An 18,467-nucleotide genomic window follows, 5' to 3' on the forward strand; every position below is an offset into this window, starting at 1 on the left:
CGGGTCAGCCCTGCGCGGAGACCCAGCCGGTGGTGAGGCCGGTGACGGCCGAGCCGTCGAGGTCCTTGAGCTTGATCGCGGTGAACGCGGTGGCACCGGCCGACGTCTGCACGCGGAAGGCGGGATCGTCGGCGGTGAGGGTCGCGAGGATGACCGCTGCGACGTCGTCGGGCGTCTGCGCGTTGCCCGGCGCGAACGCCTGTCGGGTGCGCGCGAGGTAGCTGTCGACGGCGGGCAGGTACGCGGCATCCGCGCCGGTCAGCAGCGCCTCACGGTCGGCATCGGAGTTGGCGACGAACTCGGTGAGCACCGGCCCCGGCTCGATCACGCTCACGGCGACGCCCAGGCTCTTCATCACGGGATGCAGGCTTTCCATGAATCCTTCGACGGCGAACTTCGCCGCGCAGTAGGCCTCGTTGAAGGGCTGGCCGACGACGCCGCCCACGCTCGTGACAGTGATGAGGCGTCCCCGTGAGGCGCGCAGGTGGGGGAGTGCGGTCTTGGTCACATCGACCACGCCGAAGAAGTTGACCTCCATCGCGGCGCGCACGCGATCGAGGCTCATGGCTTCGATGGTGCCGAGCGCCCCGGCGCCCGCGTTGTTGATCACCGCGTCGAGACGCCCGTGCTCGGCGACCAGCGCCTCGATCGTCGAGGCCACCGCATCGTGATCGGTGACGTCGAGCGCGCGGATGTCGAGGGCGACGCCGGCCTGTGCGGCAGCGGCCTCGAGAGCATCCGCCTTGCTCAGATCACGCATCGTGGCGATCGTCGTCCAGCCGGCGGCTGCGAGCGAAACGGCGGTGCTGAGGCCGATCCCTGTGGAGGTGCCGGTGACGAGAGCGATGGGTGCGGTGGCGTCGGTCATACCTGAAGTATGCGCGCCGTTCGATATGCCGCGGCTGGATGCGGTCTCAGGGGCGGACGCGCACCGTTCGACCCTCGAAGGTGACGAGGTCGCCGTCGTGCAGCTGACGCCCACGACGTCGGTCGACCTCGTCGTTCACCCTCACGAAACCGTCGATCACGACCTCCTTGGCGTTGCCGCCGGAGTCGAGGAGTCCCGAGAACTTCAGGAACTGGCCGAGGCGGATCATCTCTCCGCCGATGGAGACGTCGTCGATGCGGCCGGAATTCGTCATGACTGAAATGGTAGCCGCCGCAGACGCGTCGAGCCGCCGACCCCGAAGGGCCGACGGCTCGAAGAACGACGCGGACGCTCAGTCGTCGATGTCGGTGCCGACGACGGCGTAGTCCGCACTGAAGTCGATGTCGATCGAGCGGTTGTCGCTCGTGAGCACCGAGGCGTCGTAGGGGCTCACGCTGTCGTCGTCGGCGTCGAGGTCGGTGATCATCCCGTCGGCCTCGGCCAGCGCCGCGTCGACCAGAGCGCGGATCGCCGCCTCGTCGAGCGTGTGGGTCGGGGCGGAGTCGTCGTCATCCTGTTCGGTGGAGACGACGGTCGTCGCGAGGTCGGCGTCCACACGCACTTCGGTCTCGCTGCCGTTCGCGGCGGTCAGCTGGACCTCCCACGTGCCGTCGCGCTTCGCGTCGATCGACGTGACATCGCCGTCGGCTGCTCCGCGTGCGGCATCCGCGATCGCGACGAGATCGTCGGCCGAATCCGTGCCGATCCCGGTGACGGGGCCTCCGCCCTGCGGTGCGCCCTGCTGGTCGTCACGGTCGTCGCCACGGTCGTCGCCCGGCTGGCCCCCACGGTCATCCGCATCTCCGCGCGGGCCGTCGGAGACCGACGGACGGTCGTCGTCGCCGCCGAACTCGTCGCCGACGGCAGCGCCCAGGGCCACGCCGCCTCCGACGAGGACGACGGCCGCGGCGATTCCGCCGCCGATCAGAAGCGCGCGCTTGCGTCCGGGCTTGGCGGGGGTTGCCGGAGCGGACGCGGGAGCGGCCGTCGCGTCAGCAGCGAGCGGCGCGACGGGCACGGTCTCCGCCTCGGATGCCGGAGCGGGAGTCGCCTGAGGGGCAGGCGGAGCGGGCGGCGCCGGCGGGGTCGGGTTCGACGGGAGGTTCTCGGGCGTCTGGTCGGGGGTCGGGTTCTTGTCGTTCATGTCTCGATGCTCTCGCGCCGGTGCTGAAGCCACCCTGAAGCCTCCTGAAGCGATCTTCAGGAAGGGGGCTCAGCCGCGGATCGCGCTCGCCACGTCGGGGAAGGATGCAGGAATGTAGCCGCCATGCGCCTGCTCGCCGTGCACGAGTTCGCCCGTTCCGGTCTCCGCACTGCCGAGCACGCTCCACGGGTCGACGATCCGCACGTCATGACCGTCGAGGTGCAGGCGGCGGACGCCTTCGAGCAGCATCCGCTTGGCGATGTCGTTGGCGCGCTGCACCCGGTCGAGGTCGACGATCACGGGGTCGTCGCCCGCTGGCTCTTCCGCGAACCCGCGCAGCACGCGCTCGGCCTCCATGAAATGCAGGTCGCCGGCGATCTCGTGCACGGTCGCGCCGTCGTGCTCGACCCGGCGCGACACGGAGCGGGCCGCGTCCGTCGAGGTCATCAGGTGCAGGCCGAGATCGTGGTTCATGCGCTCGAACATGCGAACGCCACGGGTGCTGTTGCCGTGCGGGTCGAGCCGAGGTGAGAACACGGCGATGCCGACCTGCCCGGGCAGCACCCCCATCAGGCCGCCTGCGACGCCGCTCTTCGCGGGGATGCCGACCGAGGTCAGCCAGTCGCCCGCCGAGTCGTACATGCCGCACGTGGTCATGACGCTCAGCACCTGCCGGTTGATGGCGGGGGCGATCACCTGTTCACCGTCGGACGTGCGGCCTCCGGCGGCGAGCACCGACCCCATGCGGGCGAGGTCGCGCACCGTGACCGACACCGAGCACTGCCGGGTGTAGCCGCGCACCACATCCGCCGGTTCCGCGTCGAGGGTGCCGACCGTGCGCAGCATGTACGCGAGCGCCATGTTGCGGTCGGCCGACGACAGCTCGGACTCGAAGACGTCCTCTGCGATCGAGAGCCGGCGACCCGCGAGACGGCTGTAGAGGTCGAGGATGCGCTCGGTCCGAGCGTCCGCATCGCCGCCCTGCACGAGAGCGTGGGCGGCGATCGCACCCGCGTTGATCATCGGATTCCGCGGGCGACCGGTCTCGGGCTCGAGGGAGATCTCGTTGAACGCGTCTCCCGAGGGCTCGACGTCGATCCGCTCGAGCACGCCGTCGAGGCCCTGGTCGGCGATCGCGAGCGCATACGTGAACGGCTTCGAGATCGACTGGATCGTGAACTCCACGTCGGCATCCCCGGCGACGTAGACCTCGCCGTCGAGCGTCGCCACCGCGATCGCGAGCCGGTCGGGGTCGGCCTGGGCGAGCTCGGGGATGTACGAGGCGACCTCACCGGCATCCTCCCCGCACGACTCGAGCAGCAGGGTGAGGTAGTCGATCATAGGGGTCTGCATATCGACCATGCTCCCACGCCTCGCTGCCGCGACTCTGGGCCGACAGGTCTGCTCAGGCCGACAGAGGGAGCGTCACGACGAACCGGGCGCCGCCCCACCGTGAGGCGTCGACCGAGACGGTTCCGCCACTGGCCGTGGCGATGCCGTGGACGATCGCCAAGCCGAGTCCGCTGCCGCCGGCATCCCGACTGCGTGCCTCGTCGAGCCTGACGAAGCGCTCGAAGATGCGCTCGCGCTCGTCCGGGGGCACTCCCGTTCCGTCGTCCTCGACGGTCACGAAGACATGGGCATCCTGCGGGATCACGCTGATGGCCACGTGGCCGGCGCTGTGCCGCGCGGCGTTGTCGGCGAGATTGCGCAGCAGCTGACCGAGAAGCCGCGGATCGCCTTCGACTCGGGCAGCGCGGATGCCGGAGCTGTCGACCTCGATGCCGCGCGAACGCAGTCGGCGTGCCTCGCCGAGGGCGAGATCGTCGAGGTCGACGGCCTCATCATGAGTGCCGCCGCCCTCGTCGAGACGAGCGAGCAGCAGCAGGGACTCGACGATGCCCTGCAGGCGGAGACCCTCGTCGGAGACGACTTCGGCGAGTTCTCCGATGCTGGTCGTGGCCGGATGCGCCTGCGCGAGCTCGGCATGCTGGCGGATCGTCGCGAGGGGAGAGCGCAGCTCATGCGACGCGTCCGAGACGAACCGGCGCTGGGCCGTCGCCGAGGCGTCGAGGCGATCGAGCATCCGGTTCATGGTGGTCGCGAGCGCCGCGATCTCGTCTGCAGACGCGGGGACCTCGACCCGATTGTGCAGGTGCTCGGCGGTGATGCCGTCGACCTCCTGGCGGATGCGCGTGACCGGTCGCAGAGCTCGACCCACGACGAGCCACGTCGTGACCGCGACGAGCACGAGGAGCAGGGGGACGGCGACCGCGAGCAGCACGACGACGGTCGACAGCGTCTCGTCGTCGTCTTCGATGGGAACGGCCAGGACGAGGGTCTCGTCGTTCTCGAGGTCGTCCGAGACGACGAGCATCGGCGTGCCGTCGATCGTCACGGTGAGCGCGTGGTCCGCGATCGGCAGCGCGCTCGAGCCCAGATCGTCGCGGGCGTCCTCGCTCGCCGAGCGGATCGAGCCGTCAGCGCCGATGATCTGCACGAGTTCGTCGTCGAGGGTGTCGATGCCGCGGGCTCCACCGGGGCCGCCACCGGGTCCGTCCAGGCGCTCGGTCAGCTCGTCGAGTCGCTGCTCGGCGGCGCGCTCGGCGCTGGCATGGATGCTGGAGCTCAGGATGCCGTAGAACGAGAACGCTCCGATCAGCAGGGCGGCGGCCACGACGAGAGTCGCGCCGAGGGTCGTCCGGGCGCGCACTGATCTGAAGGGGCGGTCAGCCACCGTCGGCCGCCAAACGGTAGCCGGCACCGCGGATCGTCTCGATCGCCTCACGGCCGAACGGCTTGTCGAGCTTGCGGCGGAGGTGACCTACATAGACCTCGACGATGTTCGGGTCGCCGTCGAAGTCGTCGTCCCAGACGCCCTCGATCAGCGCGCGCTTCGACAACACCTGGCCCCGGTGGCGCATCAGGTATTCGAGCACGGCGAACTCTCGGGCGGTCAGGGTGACAGGCGTTTCGCCGCGCCAGACATGGTGCGACGAGGGGTCGAGCTTCAGGTCTCCGGCTTCGAGCACGGCGGGGCGGGCGACAGCGCCGCGGCGCACCAGGGCGCGGATCCGGGCGACGAGGATCGCGAACGAGAAGGGCTTCGTCACATAGTCATCGGCGCCGGTCTCGAGGGCCTCGACCTGATCCCACTCGCCGTCCTTGGCCGTGAGCATGAGCACGGGCGTCCAGTTCTCCTCGGCACGCAGCGCTTCGCACACCTTCCAGCCGCTCATGCCGGGCATCATGAGGTCGAGCACGATCGCGTCGTAGCGGGTCTCGCGCGCACGCCAGAGTCCATCGACGCCGTTGTTCGCGACGTCGACCGCGAAGCCCTCGGCCTCGAGCCCCCGGCGAACGGCGTCGGCCAAGCGCACCTCGTCGTCAACCACCAGGATCCGCATTCCTCCAGTGTGGCGGGCGCACGCTGAATCCGCGCTGAAGCGGGGTCAAACGAGCAGACGGGACTGGATCTCGCGGATCGTCGATCCGAGGACGCCGGAAGCCAGCAGCCCCGCGCCGAGCGGGCCGGCCGAGTTCGATCCGAGCAGGGGAAGCCGGCGGAGGGCGCTGGCTGCCTCTGTGGAGAGCAACTCGAACTGAGCATCGATCTCGTGCTCGGCAGCGGCGGCATCCTCTGGACGACTCGCACTCACCGCTGCGACTGCATACGCGGCCGCGCCGAGCGCGTGCGCTCCCATGTGGGCGACACCTGCGGCCTGTGCGGCGGAACGAGCTGCAGCGACACCGGCGGGAGTGCTCGCGCTCGCCGCGGCGCGTCCGGCGACGAAGCGGCGCGTGATCTCGCCGGCGGCGCTCAGCTCGCCGCGACTGAACGCCCTGGCCCGCGCGATCGCCTCGCGCGCTCTCGGGTCGTCGGGTACCTCCTGCTCGAAGAGGGACAGTGTGCGTTCAGCGCAGTCGGCGGCCCACACGGCAACCGTTCGCCGATCGAGCCCACTCAGGGATTGAGGAGACGGAGTCTTGGGCATGCCGACCTCACCGCTTCCGTCGTGCAGCTCGCGCCCGCGCGGCCTGGTGCGCGTCACCGAGGAGGGCGAGGACAGCGGCCGCGGTCCGCTCGGCCGGGTTGACCACGCTGATCCAGCCGGCGTCGCCGTAGAGCGGGTGCCGCACGAAGACATCCGCATCCGACGGCTGCGCCGTCGTGTCGACGAGCTGCGCGACCCGCTCACCGCCGACGTGGATGTTGACCCGGAAGCGGCCAGGAGTATCGAGCCCGGACGACGAGTCGTCTGGATAGTTCTTCGTGATGATCGTCCCGTAGGGCTGGGTGTGCTCCGGCATCCGACCGTCGGGCGCGAAGTAGAAGAACGCGTCGCCCCAGGCAAGCTCAGGAGTGTCGTCACCGCGGGCGGGGGCGACGACGAGTGCGCCGTCGAGGGCGCGGACGTCGCCGATGATGTTGTGCATTTCCATCATTCAATGGTGGAGTTGATGTGCTGTGTGGAGTTCTGCGGCGAGGAGATCGGAAAGCTGTGTTCAACCCTCAAGTGAGCGGATTGACCACTGCGCAGTTGGCGCGCGCTGTCGGCTATTCCACGCAGCAGGTGAGAGACCTCGAACGACTGGGTGTGCTCCCTCGGGCCGACCGCGCTCCGAACGGCTATCGTCGCTATCTCGCTCACCATGCCGTGGCGCTGCACGCCTATCGGTCGATGGCCGCGGCGATCGGTCCGGTGCCTGCGCGCACGCTGATGCCAGAGCTCGTCGGAGGGACGGTCGAGGCGGCTGCCGAGCGCATCGACGAGCTGCATGGCGCGCTCGCGCAGGAGCGGATGCAGGTGAGAGACGCCCTTCGAGGGCTGGAGGTCGCGGTGGGTGAGTCCTCCGATCTCTTCTCGGAGGAAGACGCGATGACGATCTCCGAGCTGGCCCACGCGCTGGGGGTCCGCGCATCGGCACTCAGGCATTGGGAGCGGGAAGGGCTCGTGCATCCTGCGCGCGCATCGCTGTCGACCGCGCGGTCTTTCGGAGCCCGCGCCGTCACCGAGGCGCGCATCGTCGCAGCGTTGCGTTCCGGCGGCTACGGCATCCCGTCTATCGCTCGTGTGCTCGAGCAGGTTCGCGAACAGCCCGTGACGGCCGATGCGCAGCGGATTCTGACGGAGCGTCTGGCGGGGCTGACCCGGCGCAGCGTGGCGCTGCTCGCCGCGGCGGGCCATCTGCACGAACTCCTCGAAATGCTCGGTGCCGAAGCAGCAGGTGCTGGCGAGGACGGTTGAGCCGTCGCGCGGCGCACACCCGGTTGGCACTGTCGGTGCCGTGTGGTTGCATGAGGGCATGACCGGACTCCGGGGGGACAGGTCGAGAAGCGTGCGTCTGCTTCTCGTCATCGCTGCGACGGCGCTGCTCGCGGGATGCGCGACCGCGAGCCCTGCGCCGCTGGGCGTATCGCCGTCGGAATCGGCGTCTCCCACCCCGACAGCGGCCTGCCCGCAGGTCGAGGGCGTCGAGCTGCCACCGGAATGTGCGCCGTACGATCCCGATAACGCGATGGCGCAGAACGAGCGCTATCGCGACCGGATGGAGCTCTCAGAAGACAGCCGAGCCGCAGCCGAGACGCCGGCGAACGAGATCCGCACGGCGCTCGAGGCTCTGCGCACCTCGGGAGACCTGTCTGTTTCGGCCGTGGAGGCTGCGATCGCGGCTGCCGGCCTCAGCGGCATCCAGACACTCGGCGATGAACGCGCGGTCGCCTTCGGTGCTGCCGCGCCTGCGGGCGGATGCATCTTCGGCGAGGTCTCGGCCGACGTGCTCACGGTCGAGATCGGCGGCATCATCATGGACGGCGGCTGCTTGCCGGCAGTCGGCCACTGACCACGACCCATCGACCGACCGACCGCGACCGACCGACCGCGACGGACCGGTTCAGGAGTCGGTGCGGAATCCCGCGGCCTTGTGCGTGCCGTCGCAGAACGGCTTGATGGTCGAGAGCCCGCAACGGCAGAGTGCCACCGTGCGGCGCGTGACCTCGATTGGCTCTCCGTCGGATGACTCCAGCACCGCTGCGCCGCGCACCAGCAGCGGCCCGTCGGGGTAGGCGGTGATGGTGACGGCATCCTCGCGCGCGCTCATCGATCCGCCCTCGATCGCAGCGACGATTCGCCTCGAGTCCACGAGTCGAGCATGTGACCCGCCGCCCATCCGTCGACGGTGAGGCAGGCGGATGCTCCGAACATGATGTCGGGCAGCAGCTCGGGGTGGTCCTCGGCCAGACCACCCGCGAGATCGCGCGCCGCGATCTGCTCATGCACGGCATCGGCCTCGACGTGCTCGTCGAAGTAGTCGGTGACGTCCTCGGCGAAGCCGAGCCGCCGCAGGCCGTCGGCGTAGAGGCGATTGGGGATCGACGACGTCATCTCGAATGCTGCGAGATGTCCGACGATGGCTCCGACGAGGCGGCGGTTGAGGCCGAACATCGACATCGAGTTGAGCGAGGCGAGCGTGATCGCCGGCACATCGTCGACGTAGCCGCCGTATGTGTCGTCGAGACCCGCGCCTCGCATCGCCCTGGCGAAGATCGTCGCGTGCACCCGGTCGGGCCGCCCTGCGCCGTACTCGTCCGACTGGATCTCGACGAGCGCTGCCTTCGCGCGGCCGCTGAGACGGGGGATGGCCCAGGAGTGCGGGTCGGCCTCGCGCAGCGTGTAGATGGAGCGCTGCATGAAGAACTCGCGCATCTGCTCGACGGTCGCCTTCTTCGCGACATACCGCGACAGGCTCGGGCCGGTGTCGGCTTCGGCGAGGGCGAACAGGGCTCGTCCGACGGCGTCCACGGTCGGCTCGGGGAGCCCCGGCATCGGGACGGTCGCACGCAGAGCCTGCTCGAAAGCCTGCTCGAGCAGCCCCCGAGTCGCGATCAGCGCGGCGTCGAACTCGAGGGTCGGGTCGAGATCGGGAAGAGAGCCGTACGACGAGGCGTAGAGCACGAAGAGGGCGAGCTGGATGTCGTCATCGCGCACGACGTCGGCGCTCGCCGCGAGCGCAGACTCGGTGCGGGAGCCGAGAACGTCGACGTCGCCACCGGTCAGTCGGCGGATGACGGCATCGCTGAGCGGACCGCGCGGCGTGATGCCATGGAGGGCGGTGGTGGTGAGGGCCGGGGCAGACATGCTCGCAGTCTCGCCCCGGTTCCGCCCACCCGTGAAGGGTCTTGACGGCGACCGTCGGATGCCTCAGCATCCGGATCTGTGACGTCCGCACCGCCGCCTAGGCTGGAACCATGAACAAGAACTCGCTCTGGACCATCGTCGGCGTCATCCTCGCCGTCGTGATCGCCTGGTGGATCGTCAGCGCGCTGTTCTCGATCCTGTGGTTCATCGCCAAGCTCGCGATCGTGCTCGTCGTCGCGGTCGTGGTGTTCCTGGTGCTGCGAGGACTCTTCAGCTCGAAGGCCGAGTAGCGCCCGCGAGCGCCGGTCAGGCGACGGGAGCCTTCGCGCCCACCCGGTACCGGGCGGCGCGATGCGTGTCCTGCACGCGGTCGCCCTTGCCCTGCAGCTTGTTGCGCAGCGTGCCCGGCGTGTACTCGTTCGGGTAGACGCCGCGCTCACGCAGCACCGGGATGACGTGCTCGATGACGTCCTGCCAGGTGCCGGGGGTGACCGCGTAGGCGAGGTTGAAGCCGTCGATGTCGGTCTCCTCGACCCACGACTGCAGCTCGTCGGCGATCTCGACGCCCGAGCCGACGATGGTCGGTCCGAGGCCACCGATCGCGTTGTGGCGGCCGAAGTCGCCGACGGTCCACTCGCGTCCGAGGTCCGCCTCCTCCTTGAGGTGCTGCAGCACCGACTGGATCGCGTTCGATTCGACGTTTCCGACCGGCTCGTCCTCCGCATACTGCGACAGGTCGACGCCCATCCAGCCGGACATGAAGGTCAGTGCGCCTTCGGGGCTCGCATACGACAGGTACTCGGCGTGCTTCGCCGCGGCATCCGCGCTGGTCTCACCCGTGATCACGGTGAGCAGGGTGTAGATGCGGGCGTCGTAGCGGTCGCGCCCCGCATCCTCGAGCGCGTCGCGGATGCGCTTGACCGTGCCGGCGAGCACCTCCTTCGAGGGCGCGGCGACGAAGATCGCCTCGGCGTTCTCCGATGCGAAGCGCACGCCGCGCGGGCTGGCTCCCGCCTGGTAGATCACGGGGGTGCGCTGCGGCGACGGCTCGGAGATGTGGATGCCGGGAACGCTGAAGTGCTTGCCCTCGTGGCCGATCGGGTGCACCTTCGACGGATCGGTGAAGATGCCGCGCTCGCGGTCCTCGACGACCGCGTCGTCTTCCCACGACCCCTCCCAGAGCTTGTAGAGCACCTCGACGTACTCGTCGGCGTGGTCGTAGCGGTCGTCGTGCGCGAGCTGATCCTCCTGGCCCATGTTGCGTGCGGCGCTGGGCAGGTAGCCGGTCACGACGTTCCAGCCGACACGCCCATTGGTGAGGTGGTCGAGAGTGCTGAGCCGACGCGCGAAGGGATACGGGTGCTCGAAGGCGGTGCCGGCGGTGATGCCGAATCCGAGGTGCTCGGTGACCGCCGCCATGGCGCTGACGAGCAGGATCGGGTCGTTCACGGGAACCTGCGCGCCGTTGCGGATCGCCGCCTCGTTCGTGCCGCCGTACACGTCGTAGGTGCCCAGGACGTCGGCGATGAAGATGCCGTCGAAGGTCGCGCTCTCGAGCAGCTTCGCGAGGTCGGTCCAGTACGAGATGGTGTTGTACTGACGCGAGCGGTCATCCGGATGCCGCCACAGACCGGACGACTGGTGGGCGACGCAGTTCATGTCGAAGGCGTTGAAGCGGATCTGGCGGCTCATGCCGTCAAGCAAACCCGCTGATCGACGGCCCGGCCAGTGTCGGCGACACGTGCCGACACATTCGGCCGGCCCCTCATGCTTTCGAATCGCGCACTTTGCAGTTCAAAACGAGTCGAGACTGCAAAGTGCGCGATTNTGTCGCGGTCGACGGTCTTCATCGTCGAGGTGATCGGGCGCGGATCGGGCATGATCGTCTCGACCTGCGGTTTCGCGTTCGCCTGAGCGCGACACCAGACGACGAAGCCCACCGCGGTGAAGACACCGTAGAACACGTACATGAATCCGGTGGCGTAGAAGCCCGAGCTGAACAGCAGTGGCACGCCCACGACGTCGACGGCTATCCAGATGAGCCAGAACTCCGTCCAGCCCTTGGCCATGCCGTAGGTGGCGAGCAGGGATCCGACGAAGGTCCAGGCATCCGCCCAGACGGGCTCCCACGAGCCGAGCGCGCGGAACAGGGGAGTGAGGGCGATCGTGCCGATCACCATCACGAGCACCAGGCCGATGCGGGCGCTGTTGGGTGCCCATCGCGGGGTCACGCGTCCGCCGTCTGCCGATGCCTGGCGCCACCGCACCCAGCCGTAGATCGCCACGATGATGAACATGACCTGGCGGCCCGCCTGGCCGAGCAGGTGCGGGAGTTCGTGGTCGGGGTTCAGGATCGACCCGAGGAACACGGTGAGTAGCAGCAGGTTGCCGACGATGCCCACCGGCCACGCCCAGATCTTGCGCTGCATGCCGCCGAGGGCGCTCGCGAGGCCGAACACGTTGCCGACCACCTCGCGGATGAGCAGCACCTGGCCGCCCGGAAGCACCCACTGCGAGTTGAAGGCGTCGGCCAGCCAGAGCAGGGCGTTCACGCGAGTTCGTCCGGGAAGGGGCGCTCGTCGAGCACCAGCTGCAGGAAGGTGAGGTCGAGCCAGCGGTCGAACTTGGCACCGACCTGCGGCATGCGTCCGACCTGCATGAAGTCGAGGCGCTTGTGCATGATGATCGAGCCGGTGTTGCTGCTCTCGATCGCCGCGACCATGACGTGCTTGCCCAGCTCGCGGGCACGGTGGATGAGCTCGATCATGAGCGCCTTGCCGATGCCGCGCCCGCGCTGGCCCTCGCGCACGTAGACCGAGTGCTCGACGGTGTGGCGGTAGCCGCTGTGCGGACGCCAGTCGCCGAATGTCGCGTAGCCCAGTACGCCGGTGTCATCGACGGCGACGAGCACGGGATAGCCGCGCTCGGTGCGCTCGGCGAGCCAGGAGGTGCGGTCGTCCACCGTGACAGCCTCTTCGTTCCAGATCGCGGTGGTGGTCAGCACCGCATCGTTGTAGATGGCCGTGATCGCCTCGACGTCGGCTGTCCCGGCATCCCGGATCTGGTGGTCGCTCATCGGGTCTCCTGCATCTGCGCTCGGGTGCGCACTGGACGACGGTAGCAGGATGCCGGGGCGGGAGATGCGGGAGACTGGCGGCATGTCCCTCGCTGAAACGGTTCGCGACCGCATCGTCCGTGCGATCGATGAGGAGCAGCTGGGGGCATACGGACTTCATGTGCTCGTCGGGCACGAGTCGGCCCACCATCGATGGCGCAGCGACGATCGCGTGAACCTGTATTCGGTGTCCAAGGGGGTCAGCGCACTCGCGGCGGGGATCGCCGTCGACGAAGGCATCCTGTCTCTCGATACCCGCGTTGTCGATGTGCTGGACGTGCCCGACCCCGGCTCGGGCGTCGAGAGGGTGTCCCTGCGGCATCTTCTCTCGATGACGAGCGGGATCGACTTCGAGTGGTTCGGAGATCAGGAGGTGCCCTGGCCCGACCTCGCCCAGGAGATGCTCGCTCGTCCGAGCCGAGGCCCGGGCGAGCACTTCCAGTACTCGGATGCGAGCACATACGTCGCCATGAGGATGCTCGGCGCTGCCGTCGGCGATGTGCGGGACTGGCTGATGCCCCGCCTGTTCGAGCCGCTCGGCATCCATGACCCGCAGTGGTCGAGATGTCCGCTCGGATGGATCGTGGGTGGGAGCGGGCTGGAGCTCCGCACCGAGGAACTGGCTCGGATCGGACGCGTGCTTCTTGATGGCGGCCGCTTCGGGGACGACCGCATCGTGGCGCAGAGTTGGATCGATCGGATGCATTCCGATTGGGTCTCCTCAGGGGCAGGTGGCCTCTACGCCTCCTACGGGCTGGCCGCCTGGCGAGGACCGGGTGACGGATGGCGTCTGGACGGGCGGTACGGGCAGTACGTCTTCGTCGATGACGCGGCCGACGTGGTCGTCACGATCACGGCGCACGAGGAGAAGAGCGATCAGCGGCTCATCGAGATCGCCGCTGACGCCGTTGCTGAGGCCGTCTCAGCATCGACCCCCGCGAGCACGGGGTGGGAGGCGTCACGCGCTCGGATGCCGTCTCGTCATCTCGTGCAGAGGGATGCGGCGGACGCACCCCGGTGCGGGCCGGTGAGCTCGAACGGAGAGGAATTCTGATGAGGATCGCAGTCGCAGGAGGAACGGGAGTGGTCGGTCGGCATGCCGTCGAGGCGGCGCGGGCTGCCGGGCACGATGTCGTCGTGCTCACGCGCTCGGCCGGTGCCGACGTGATCACGGGTGACGGCCTCGTCGACGCGCTGCGGGGCACGGATGCCGTCATCGACGTCACGAACACGACCACCCTCTCGGCCGCGAAGGCGGTCGACTTCTTCGAGACGGCGACCCGAAATCTGCTCGAGGCGGAGGAAGCCGCAGGCGTCGGGCATCATGTCGCGCTGTCGATCGTGGGGATCGATGGGATCGACGCCTCCTACTACGCGGGCAAGCTCGCGCAGGAGCGCGCGGTAGCCGCCGGCCCTGTGCCGTTCACGATCGCGAGGGCCGCGCAGTTCCATGAGTTCGCGGGACAGCTGCTGTCGGGGATGTCGGGGCCGGTCGCAGTGATGCCGAAGCTGTTGATGCGGCCCGTTGCGGCGCGCGAGATCGGAACCCATCTGGTGCAGGTCGCGTCGGGTGCGGCGGCGGGGCGCGCTCGCGATCTCGTCGGACCGCGGGATGAGGTTCTGGTGGATCTCGCCCGAAGGCAGCTGGCTTTCGACGGGGTGCGGCAGCCGGTGCTGGGGGTGCGGCTGCCCGGGGCATACGGGAAGGGGCTGGCATCGGGGTCGCTGCGCGGCGGCGCGGATGCTCTGCAGGGTGAGATCACGTTCGACGACTGGCTGGGCAGTGAGGACCATGTGCGCGGGGAATGAGCCGCTGTCGATCATATGTCGGCATACCGACCGAGATTCGAACATATCTTCTAAACTGGGGGCATGCCGAATCCCCGTCTGACACCGTTGCTCGAGGCCGTCGAGCGCCTCGGCGATGCCTGGGCGGATGCAGAGAGGGGCGTCGATCTGTCTCGGGTCGAACTGCTCGGGGCGCATCGTGCGGTCGGCGAGGTGCAACGTTGTCTCGACGGACTGCACGCCGAACTCGCGGCCGCGATCGCTCACGAATCCCGACCGGAGCTCGGTCCTGAAGGACTGGCGAAGCAGCAGGGATACCGGAGCGCGGCGGCGATGATCGCCGCGACGACCGGCGGGGCGCACGGAGACGCGAAGCGCCTCATCACCGTCGGTCAGGCGGCCGCGCCGCGCACCAATCTGCTGGGCGAGGCGCTGCCGGCGAAGTACCCCGCGCTGGCGATAGCGCTCGCCGCGGGGGAGATCTCCGTGCCCGCCGCCGCGATCATCGTCGCGCTGCTCGAACGCGTCCGCCTCAAAGTCGGGTCGGCGCGGGTCGAAGAGGCTGAGCGACTGCTCGTCGAGCGCGCCGACGGGATGACGCTCGACGACGTCCGTACTCTCGTCGCCCGCACCGAGGCCTGGCTCGACCCCGACGGTGTGGCCCCGAAAGAGCGAGAGGCGCGCGATCGTCGGTCGCTCACCATGTTCGAGCGCGATGGGTCTTTCCACTTGAACCTGCAGACCGACATCGCCGCGAGCGCCCCCATCAAGGCGGCGATCCAGGCCTACGTGTCGGCGACCTTCCAGGCGCGGATCACGGCACCCGATCCGGGTGCATCCGACGCAGACCATCGCACGGTCGCGATGATCCAGGCCGACGCGCTCGCGGCCATCTGCGAGCACGCGATCGCCTGCGACAACGGGGGAATGCCCGCGACCGGCGCGACGGTGGTGGTGCGCGTGAACCTCGACGACCTCACCGCAGGGCTGGGTGCCGCGACGATCGACGGCAGCGACCATCCCGTGAGCGTCGCCACCTGTCGCCGGATGGCCGCGGGCGGCGGGATCATCCCGGTGGTGCTCGGGTCTGAGGGAGAGATCCTCGACTGGGGCCGCGAGAAACGACTGTTCACACGGGCGCAGCGCCTGGCTCTCGTCGAGAGAGACGGCGGGTGCGCGATGTGCAGCCTCCCGCCACAGATGACCAAAGCGCATCATCTGAGATGGTGGCAGCGCGACACGGGGCCGACCGACCTGAACAACGGAGTGCTGTTGTGCGAGTCATGTCACCACCGCATCCACGACAACGGGTGGGAGATTCGCATCGAAGGGATCGGCGTCGCCGCGCGAGTGTGGCTCATCCCGCCGCCGCACGTGGATCCGGCGAGGACTCCTCGCCTCGGCGGGAGGGCCCGCTATGACATCGCAGCCTGAGTACGCCTCGTCGGCGTCGGCGTCGGCGTCAGACGTGCACGTCGGCGGGCGATTCCTCACCCTCGTGGAAGTTCGGCTTCTTGCCGATCAGGCGACCGATGCCCAGGATGATCCCGACGATGATCAGACCGGCGATCAGTCCGGCGATGGCCGAGAACAGGGTGTCGCCGATCCAGACGATGACCCCACCCGCCGGCTCGAGGAAGTGCTCGATGCCGTGCAGGATGTCGGCACCGAAGTGCATACCCACCTCGCCGAGGTTCACGAGCAGCAGGTGGCCACCGACCCACAGCATCGCGACGGTGCCGAGAATGCTGATGAAGCGGAAGACCGCCGGCATCGACCGTACGATCCGGGTGCCGGTGTGGCGGACCCGCTGCACGGGGTTCTTCGCCATCTTCAGGCCGATGTCGTCGATCTTCACCAGCAGTGCGACCGCGCCGTAGACGACGCCGGTCATGATCAGCGCGATCACCGCGAGGATCGCGAGAGTGGTCCAGATGTCGAGACCTGCCTCGAGGTTGGCGAGCGAGATCAGCATGATCTCGGTCGACAGGATCAGGTCGGTGCGCACAGCGCCCCAGACGAGCTTGTTCTCGTTCCGATCGCTCTCGTCAGCGTGGCCGTGCTGCACACCGAACCACTCGAGCACCTTCTCGGCACCCTCGAAGCACAGGTACGCGCCACCCAAGATGAGGAGGTACGGCAGCACCCAGGGGGCGAAGGCCGTGAGCAGCAGCGCGATCGGGATGATGATCACGAACTTGTTCGCGAGCGATCCGACCGCGATCTTCGCCACCACCGGAAGTTCGCGCGCGGGAGTGATGCCCTGCACGTACTGTGGGGTCACGGCCGCGTCGTCGATCACGACACCCGCGGCCTTGGCAGACGCCTTCATCGCCGCGCTGAGAATGTCATCGACGACGGCGAGCAGTCCAACAGACATGTGCGTCTCCCTGTGGTGTGTGTGGCTGAGCAACTCTATCGACTGCGGCGAAACTCACAGCGCGCTCACAGTCCCGCGGGACCAAATCCGGGGTGCCGCTGGTTCTTCTCTATGACGCTGCAGCCAGCCGCGTCGGACAAGGAGACAGACCATGTCGAACGAGTACAGCAAGACCCCCGAGGCCGTCAGCGACCTCACGCACCTGCAGTACGAGGTCACGCAGGAGGATGCCACCGAGCCTCCCTTCCGCAACGCGTACTGGAACACCCACGACGACGGCATCTACGTCGACGTCGTCTCAGGGCAGCCGTTGTTCGCATCGACCGACAAGTTCGACAGCGGCACCGGATGGCCGAGCTTCACCAAGCCCATCGATGCCGACGCCGTGACCACCCGCACAGACCGTACGCTGTGGATGAAGCGCACCGAGGCGCGGTCCAGCGGCGCCGACAGCCACCTCGGGCACGTCTTCGACGACGGGCCACGCAGCGCCGGAGGACTGCGCTACTGCATGAACTCCGCCGCCCTGCGCTTCATCCCGGCTGACAGCCTGGAAGATGAGGGGTACGGTCGCTACCGTCACCTCTTCGCCACCCCGAACACTGAGGAGAACTCATGACCGACACCGGAACCATCACCCGCACCCCCGGGACCGAGACCGCCGTGCTCGCGGGCGGCTGCTTCTGGGGCATGGAAGACCTCATCCGCCGCCAGCCCGGCGTGCTCGACACCCGTGTCGGCTACACCGGCGGCAGCAACGACCATGCGACCTATCGCAACCACCCCGGTCACGCCGAGGCGGTGGAGATCGTCTTCGATCCCACGAAGACGACGTATCGCGACATCCTGGCGTTCTTCTTCCAGATCCACGACCCGTCCACCAAGGACCGTCAGGGCAACGACATCGGATCGAGCTACCGCTCGGCGATCTTCCCGCTCACGCCCGAGCAGGAGACCGTCGCCCGCGACACGATCGCCGACGTCGACGCCTCGGGTCTGTGGCCGGCCAAGGCCGTCACGACGATCGAGCCCGAGGGTCCGTTCTGGCAGGCCGAGGAAGAGCACCAGGACTACCTGATCAAGTACCCGAACGGCTACNCGCGGCGGTCTGAATCCGGTCTCCTCGCCGGGGCTCAGGCCTCGGCGAGGAAAGCCAGTGCTGCTTCTTTGAATGCGCGGGATCCCGGAGCGTTGAAGTGATTGCGATCCGGGATCTCGAAGAACCGTCCCTGAGGAGCGGCTGAGGCGAGAGCGCGGGATCCCTCGATGATCGCGTCCTTCGACCCGGTCGCGAACAGGATCGGACTCCCCGGAGCGTTCGACGGATCCGGATCGATCGTCCGTGACGACCGCATGCCCTCGGCCAGCGCCACCAGGGCACCGAGGTCGTTGCCGGGCACACGCTCGGTCAGCGCGATGTAGTTCTGCGTCGTCGGGTCCGACACTGGCGTGCCGTCGGCCAGGTAGGCGCGCACCTGATCGAGATCGAGACGGGCGAGCGGGATGCCGTCCGGCACGCCACCGAGCACAGCGCGTCCGATGCGGTGCGGCAGATCGCGCACGACCTCCCAGCCGACTCGCGCGCCGAGCGAGTACCCGACGTAGACGGCCTCGTCGACGAGGTACGTGTCCATGACCGTCTCGACATCGGTCGCCAGGGTGCGGATGCCGTAGGCATCGGCCTGATGCGGCTTCTCGCTCAGGCCATGGCCTCGCTGGTCGAGGGCGAGCACCCGATAGCCCGCCTTGGTGAGCTCGCGCACCCATCCGGTGAGGACCCAGGTGTCGCGGGCGCTCGACGCGAAGCCGTGCACGATCACCACCACGGGTGCGTCGATCTCGCCCCAGGTGTACGTCGCGAGACGGGTGCCGTCAGCGGCGTGCACCTGCTGGGGCTCGGGCATGTTGGTCAGGTCGGAAAGAGGAACAGCCACGGCATCCATTGTCCTCCTGCGCGACGCCCGGATACGCCG

At 68.6% G+C, this 18,467-nt stretch carries 22 protein-coding genes and 1 pseudogene; 8 read left to right on the top strand and 15 right to left on the bottom strand.

The features are described from left to right. Positions 1 to 4: 4 nt before the first annotated feature. The 8 genes from ASF80_RS12135 to ASF80_RS12170 all read right to left on the bottom strand — a co-directional run bounded on the left by ASF80_RS12135 (position 5) and on the right by ASF80_RS12170 (position 6,515). Complete coding sequence (locus ASF80_RS12135) at positions 5 to 868, bottom strand: SDR family oxidoreductase (RefSeq protein ID WP_056311086.1); 864 nt, start codon at positions 866 to 868, stop codon at positions 5 to 7. 46 nt (positions 869 to 914) lie between these two features. Continuing rightward, positions 915 to 1,142 carry an RNA-binding S4 domain-containing protein gene (locus ASF80_RS12140; protein WP_056311088.1) on the bottom strand — a complete coding sequence of 76 codons (228 nt, stop codon included), beginning with the start codon at positions 1,140 to 1,142 and terminating at the stop codon, positions 915 to 917. Between the two features lie 78 nt (positions 1,143 to 1,220). Continuing rightward, a complete protein-coding gene (locus ASF80_RS12145; RefSeq protein ID WP_056311089.1) occupies positions 1,221 to 2,072 on the bottom strand; it encodes a hypothetical protein in 852 nt (283 codons plus the stop codon). A gap of 69 nt (positions 2,073 to 2,141) precedes the next feature. Continuing rightward, complete coding sequence (locus tag ASF80_RS12150; RefSeq protein ID WP_056312081.1) at positions 2,142 to 3,425, bottom strand: glutaminase; 1,284 nt, start codon at positions 3,423 to 3,425, stop codon at positions 2,142 to 2,144. Between the two features lie 52 nt (positions 3,426 to 3,477). Next, on the bottom strand, positions 3,478 to 4,809 hold the full coding sequence (locus ASF80_RS12155; RefSeq protein ID WP_056311090.1) for a sensor histidine kinase: 1,332 nt from the start codon (positions 4,807 to 4,809) through the stop codon (positions 3,478 to 3,480). Next, the gene (locus ASF80_RS12160) at positions 4,802 to 5,479 is read right to left on the bottom strand and encodes a response regulator transcription factor (protein ID WP_056311091.1); all 678 of its coding nucleotides are present in this window, start codon (positions 5,477 to 5,479) and stop codon (positions 4,802 to 4,804) included. The genes ASF80_RS12155 and ASF80_RS12160 overlap by 8 nt, the downstream gene beginning before the upstream one ends. A 45-nt stretch (positions 5,480 to 5,524) precedes the next feature. Continuing rightward, on the bottom strand, positions 5,525 to 6,067 hold the full coding sequence (locus ASF80_RS12165; protein ID WP_056312083.1) for a putative immunity protein: 543 nt from the start codon (positions 6,065 to 6,067) through the stop codon (positions 5,525 to 5,527). A gap of 7 nt (positions 6,068 to 6,074) precedes the next feature. After that, positions 6,075 to 6,515 carry a DUF6194 family protein gene (locus ASF80_RS12170; RefSeq protein WP_056311094.1) on the bottom strand — a complete coding sequence of 147 codons (441 nt, stop codon included), beginning with the start codon at positions 6,513 to 6,515 and terminating at the stop codon, positions 6,075 to 6,077. 83 nt (positions 6,516 to 6,598) lie between these two features. Here ASF80_RS12170 and ASF80_RS12175 point away from each other — a divergent pair, with 83 nt between their 5' ends. Beyond that, positions 6,599 to 7,321: a MerR family transcriptional regulator gene (locus ASF80_RS12175; RefSeq protein WP_056312085.1), complete on the top strand. Its 723-nt coding sequence runs from the start codon at positions 6,599 to 6,601 to the stop codon at positions 7,319 to 7,321. A gap of 58 nt (positions 7,322 to 7,379) precedes the next feature. Then, positions 7,380 to 7,916 (top strand): hypothetical protein, encoded by a 537-nt coding sequence (locus ASF80_RS12180; RefSeq protein WP_157521049.1) that lies wholly within the window; start codon positions 7,380 to 7,382, stop codon positions 7,914 to 7,916. Positions 7,917 to 7,967: 51 nt separating this feature from the next. Here the strand turns inward: ASF80_RS12180 and ASF80_RS12185 are convergent, their stop codons facing one another. Together ASF80_RS12185 and ASF80_RS12190 are read right to left on the bottom strand one after the other, a co-directional pair. Continuing rightward, positions 7,968 to 8,174 (bottom strand): CDGSH iron-sulfur domain-containing protein, encoded by a 207-nt coding sequence (locus ASF80_RS12185; protein WP_056311097.1) that lies wholly within the window; start codon positions 8,172 to 8,174, stop codon positions 7,968 to 7,970. After that, positions 8,171 to 9,211, bottom strand: a complete 1,041-nt coding sequence (locus ASF80_RS12190; RefSeq protein WP_056311099.1) for an iron-containing redox enzyme family protein — start codon at positions 9,209 to 9,211, stop codon at positions 8,171 to 8,173. The genes ASF80_RS12185 and ASF80_RS12190 overlap by 4 nt, the downstream gene beginning before the upstream one ends. A 110-nt stretch (positions 9,212 to 9,321) precedes the next feature. On the opposite strand from ASF80_RS12190, the gene ASF80_RS12195 reads away from it, so the two are divergent. Next, positions 9,322 to 9,501, top strand: a complete 180-nt coding sequence (locus tag ASF80_RS12195; RefSeq protein ID WP_056311101.1) for a hypothetical protein — start codon at positions 9,322 to 9,324, stop codon at positions 9,499 to 9,501. Between the two features lie 16 nt (positions 9,502 to 9,517). Here the strand turns inward: ASF80_RS12195 and ASF80_RS12200 are convergent, their stop codons facing one another. The 3 genes and pseudogenes from ASF80_RS12200 to ASF80_RS12210 form a co-directional block, all read right to left on the bottom strand. Beyond that, positions 9,518 to 10,903: an LLM class flavin-dependent oxidoreductase gene (locus ASF80_RS12200; RefSeq protein ID WP_056311103.1), complete on the bottom strand. Its 1,386-nt coding sequence runs from the start codon at positions 10,901 to 10,903 to the stop codon at positions 9,518 to 9,520. A 136-nt stretch (positions 10,904 to 11,039) separates the two neighbouring features. Continuing rightward, a pseudogene (gene pnuC, locus ASF80_RS12205) lies at positions 11,040 to 11,763 on the bottom strand (nicotinamide riboside transporter PnuC); the annotation flags it as partial. Beyond that, complete coding sequence (locus ASF80_RS12210; protein ID WP_056311105.1) at positions 11,760 to 12,287, bottom strand: GNAT family N-acetyltransferase; 528 nt, start codon at positions 12,285 to 12,287, stop codon at positions 11,760 to 11,762. The pseudogene pnuC and the gene ASF80_RS12210, both read right to left, overlap by 4 nt. An 82-nt stretch (positions 12,288 to 12,369) precedes the next feature. Here ASF80_RS12210 and ASF80_RS12215 point away from each other — a divergent pair, with 82 nt between their 5' ends. The 3 genes from ASF80_RS12215 to ASF80_RS12225 all read left to right on the top strand — a co-directional run bounded on the left by ASF80_RS12215 (position 12,370) and on the right by ASF80_RS12225 (position 15,548). After that, entirely contained in the window at positions 12,370 to 13,380 is a 1,011-nt protein-coding gene (locus ASF80_RS12215; protein WP_082488302.1) for a serine hydrolase domain-containing protein, read from the top strand. After that, the gene (locus ASF80_RS12220; protein WP_056311107.1) at positions 13,380 to 14,135 is read left to right on the top strand and encodes an SDR family oxidoreductase; all 756 of its coding nucleotides are present in this window, start codon (positions 13,380 to 13,382) and stop codon (positions 14,133 to 14,135) included. Before ASF80_RS12215 ends, ASF80_RS12220 begins: the two co-directional genes overlap by 1 nt. A gap of 63 nt (positions 14,136 to 14,198) precedes the next feature. Further along, positions 14,199 to 15,548, top strand: a complete 1,350-nt coding sequence (locus tag ASF80_RS12225; protein WP_056311110.1) for an HNH endonuclease — start codon at positions 14,199 to 14,201, stop codon at positions 15,546 to 15,548. A gap of 28 nt (positions 15,549 to 15,576) precedes the next feature. On the opposite strand, the gene ASF80_RS12230 is transcribed toward ASF80_RS12225, so the two are convergent. After that, entirely contained in the window at positions 15,577 to 16,494 is a 918-nt protein-coding gene (locus ASF80_RS12230; RefSeq protein WP_056311112.1) for a DUF808 domain-containing protein, read from the bottom strand. Positions 16,495 to 16,645: 151 nt separating this feature from the next. On the opposite strand from ASF80_RS12230, the gene msrB reads away from it, so the two are divergent. Both msrB and msrA read left to right on the top strand, forming a co-directional pair. Then, positions 16,646 to 17,113 carry a peptide-methionine (R)-S-oxide reductase MsrB gene (gene msrB / locus ASF80_RS12235; RefSeq protein ID WP_056311113.1) on the top strand — a complete coding sequence of 156 codons (468 nt, stop codon included), beginning with the start codon at positions 16,646 to 16,648 and terminating at the stop codon, positions 17,111 to 17,113. Further along, positions 17,110 to 17,592: peptide-methionine (S)-S-oxide reductase MsrA (gene msrA, locus ASF80_RS12240; RefSeq protein WP_056312087.1), on the top strand; the 483-nt coding region annotated here is incomplete at its 3' end. The genes msrB and msrA, both read left to right, overlap by 4 nt. Positions 17,593 to 17,627: 35 nt before the next feature. On the opposite strand, the gene ASF80_RS12245 is transcribed toward msrA, so the two are convergent. Continuing rightward, complete coding sequence (locus ASF80_RS12245; protein WP_056311116.1) at positions 17,628 to 18,437, bottom strand: alpha/beta fold hydrolase; 810 nt, start codon at positions 18,435 to 18,437, stop codon at positions 17,628 to 17,630. Between the last annotated feature and the right edge of the window lie 30 nt (positions 18,438 to 18,467).

This window comes from Microbacterium sp. Leaf159, from assembly GCF_001423615.1.
GTDB lineage: Bacteria > Actinomycetota > Actinomycetes > Actinomycetales > Microbacteriaceae > Microbacterium.

Coding starts and splice junctions, on each gene's coding strand:
- ASF80_RS12210 (WP_056311105.1), bottom strand. CDS start 12,287: ATGAGCGACCACCAGATCCGGGATGCCGGGACAGCCGACGTCGAGGCG.
- ASF80_RS12230 (WP_056311112.1), bottom strand. CDS start 16,494: ATGTCTGTTGGACTGCTCGCCGTCGTCGATGACATTCTCAGCGCGGCG.
- ASF80_RS12220 (WP_056311107.1), top strand. CDS start 13,380: ATGAGGATCGCAGTCGCAGGAGGAACGGGAGTGGTCGGTCGGCATGCC.
- ASF80_RS12150 (WP_056312081.1), bottom strand. CDS start 3,425: ATGCAGACCCCTATGATCGACTACCTCACCCTGCTGCTCGAGTCGTGC.
- ASF80_RS12165 (WP_056312083.1), bottom strand. CDS start 6,067: ATGCCCAAGACTCCGTCTCCTCAATCCCTGAGTGGGCTCGATCGGCGA.
- ASF80_RS12190 (WP_056311099.1), bottom strand. CDS start 9,211: ATGTCTGCCCCGGCCCTCACCACCACCGCCCTCCATGGCATCACGCCG.
- ASF80_RS12160 (WP_056311091.1), bottom strand. CDS start 5,479: ATGCGGATCCTGGTGGTTGACGACGAGGTGCGCTTGGCCGACGCCGTT.
- ASF80_RS12225 (WP_056311110.1), top strand. CDS start 14,199: ATGCCGAATCCCCGTCTGACACCGTTGCTCGAGGCCGTCGAGCGCCTC.
- ASF80_RS12185 (WP_056311097.1), bottom strand. CDS start 8,174: ATGAGCGCGCGCGAGGATGCCGTCACCATCACCGCCTACCCCGACGGG.
- ASF80_RS12170 (WP_056311094.1), bottom strand. CDS start 6,515: ATGGAAATGCACAACATCATCGGCGACGTCCGCGCCCTCGACGGCGCA.
- ASF80_RS12180 (WP_157521049.1), top strand. CDS start 7,380: ATGACCGGACTCCGGGGGGACAGGTCGAGAAGCGTGCGTCTGCTTCTC.
- ASF80_RS12135 (WP_056311086.1), bottom strand. CDS start 868: ATGACCGACGCCACCGCACCCATCGCTCTCGTCACCGGCACCTCCACA.
- ASF80_RS12200 (WP_056311103.1), bottom strand. CDS start 10,903: ATGAGCCGCCAGATCCGCTTCAACGCCTTCGACATGAACTGCGTCGCC.
- ASF80_RS12145 (WP_056311089.1), bottom strand. CDS start 2,072: ATGAACGACAAGAACCCGACCCCCGACCAGACGCCCGAGAACCTCCCG.
- msrB (WP_056311113.1), top strand. CDS start 16,646: ATGTCGAACGAGTACAGCAAGACCCCCGAGGCCGTCAGCGACCTCACG.
- ASF80_RS12140 (WP_056311088.1), bottom strand. CDS start 1,142: ATGACGAATTCCGGCCGCATCGACGACGTCTCCATCGGCGGAGAGATG.
- ASF80_RS12245 (WP_056311116.1), bottom strand. CDS start 18,437: ATGGATGCCGTGGCTGTTCCTCTTTCCGACCTGACCAACATGCCCGAG.
- ASF80_RS12195 (WP_056311101.1), top strand. CDS start 9,322: ATGAACAAGAACTCGCTCTGGACCATCGTCGGCGTCATCCTCGCCGTC.
- ASF80_RS12215 (WP_082488302.1), top strand. CDS start 12,370: ATGTCCCTCGCTGAAACGGTTCGCGACCGCATCGTCCGTGCGATCGAT.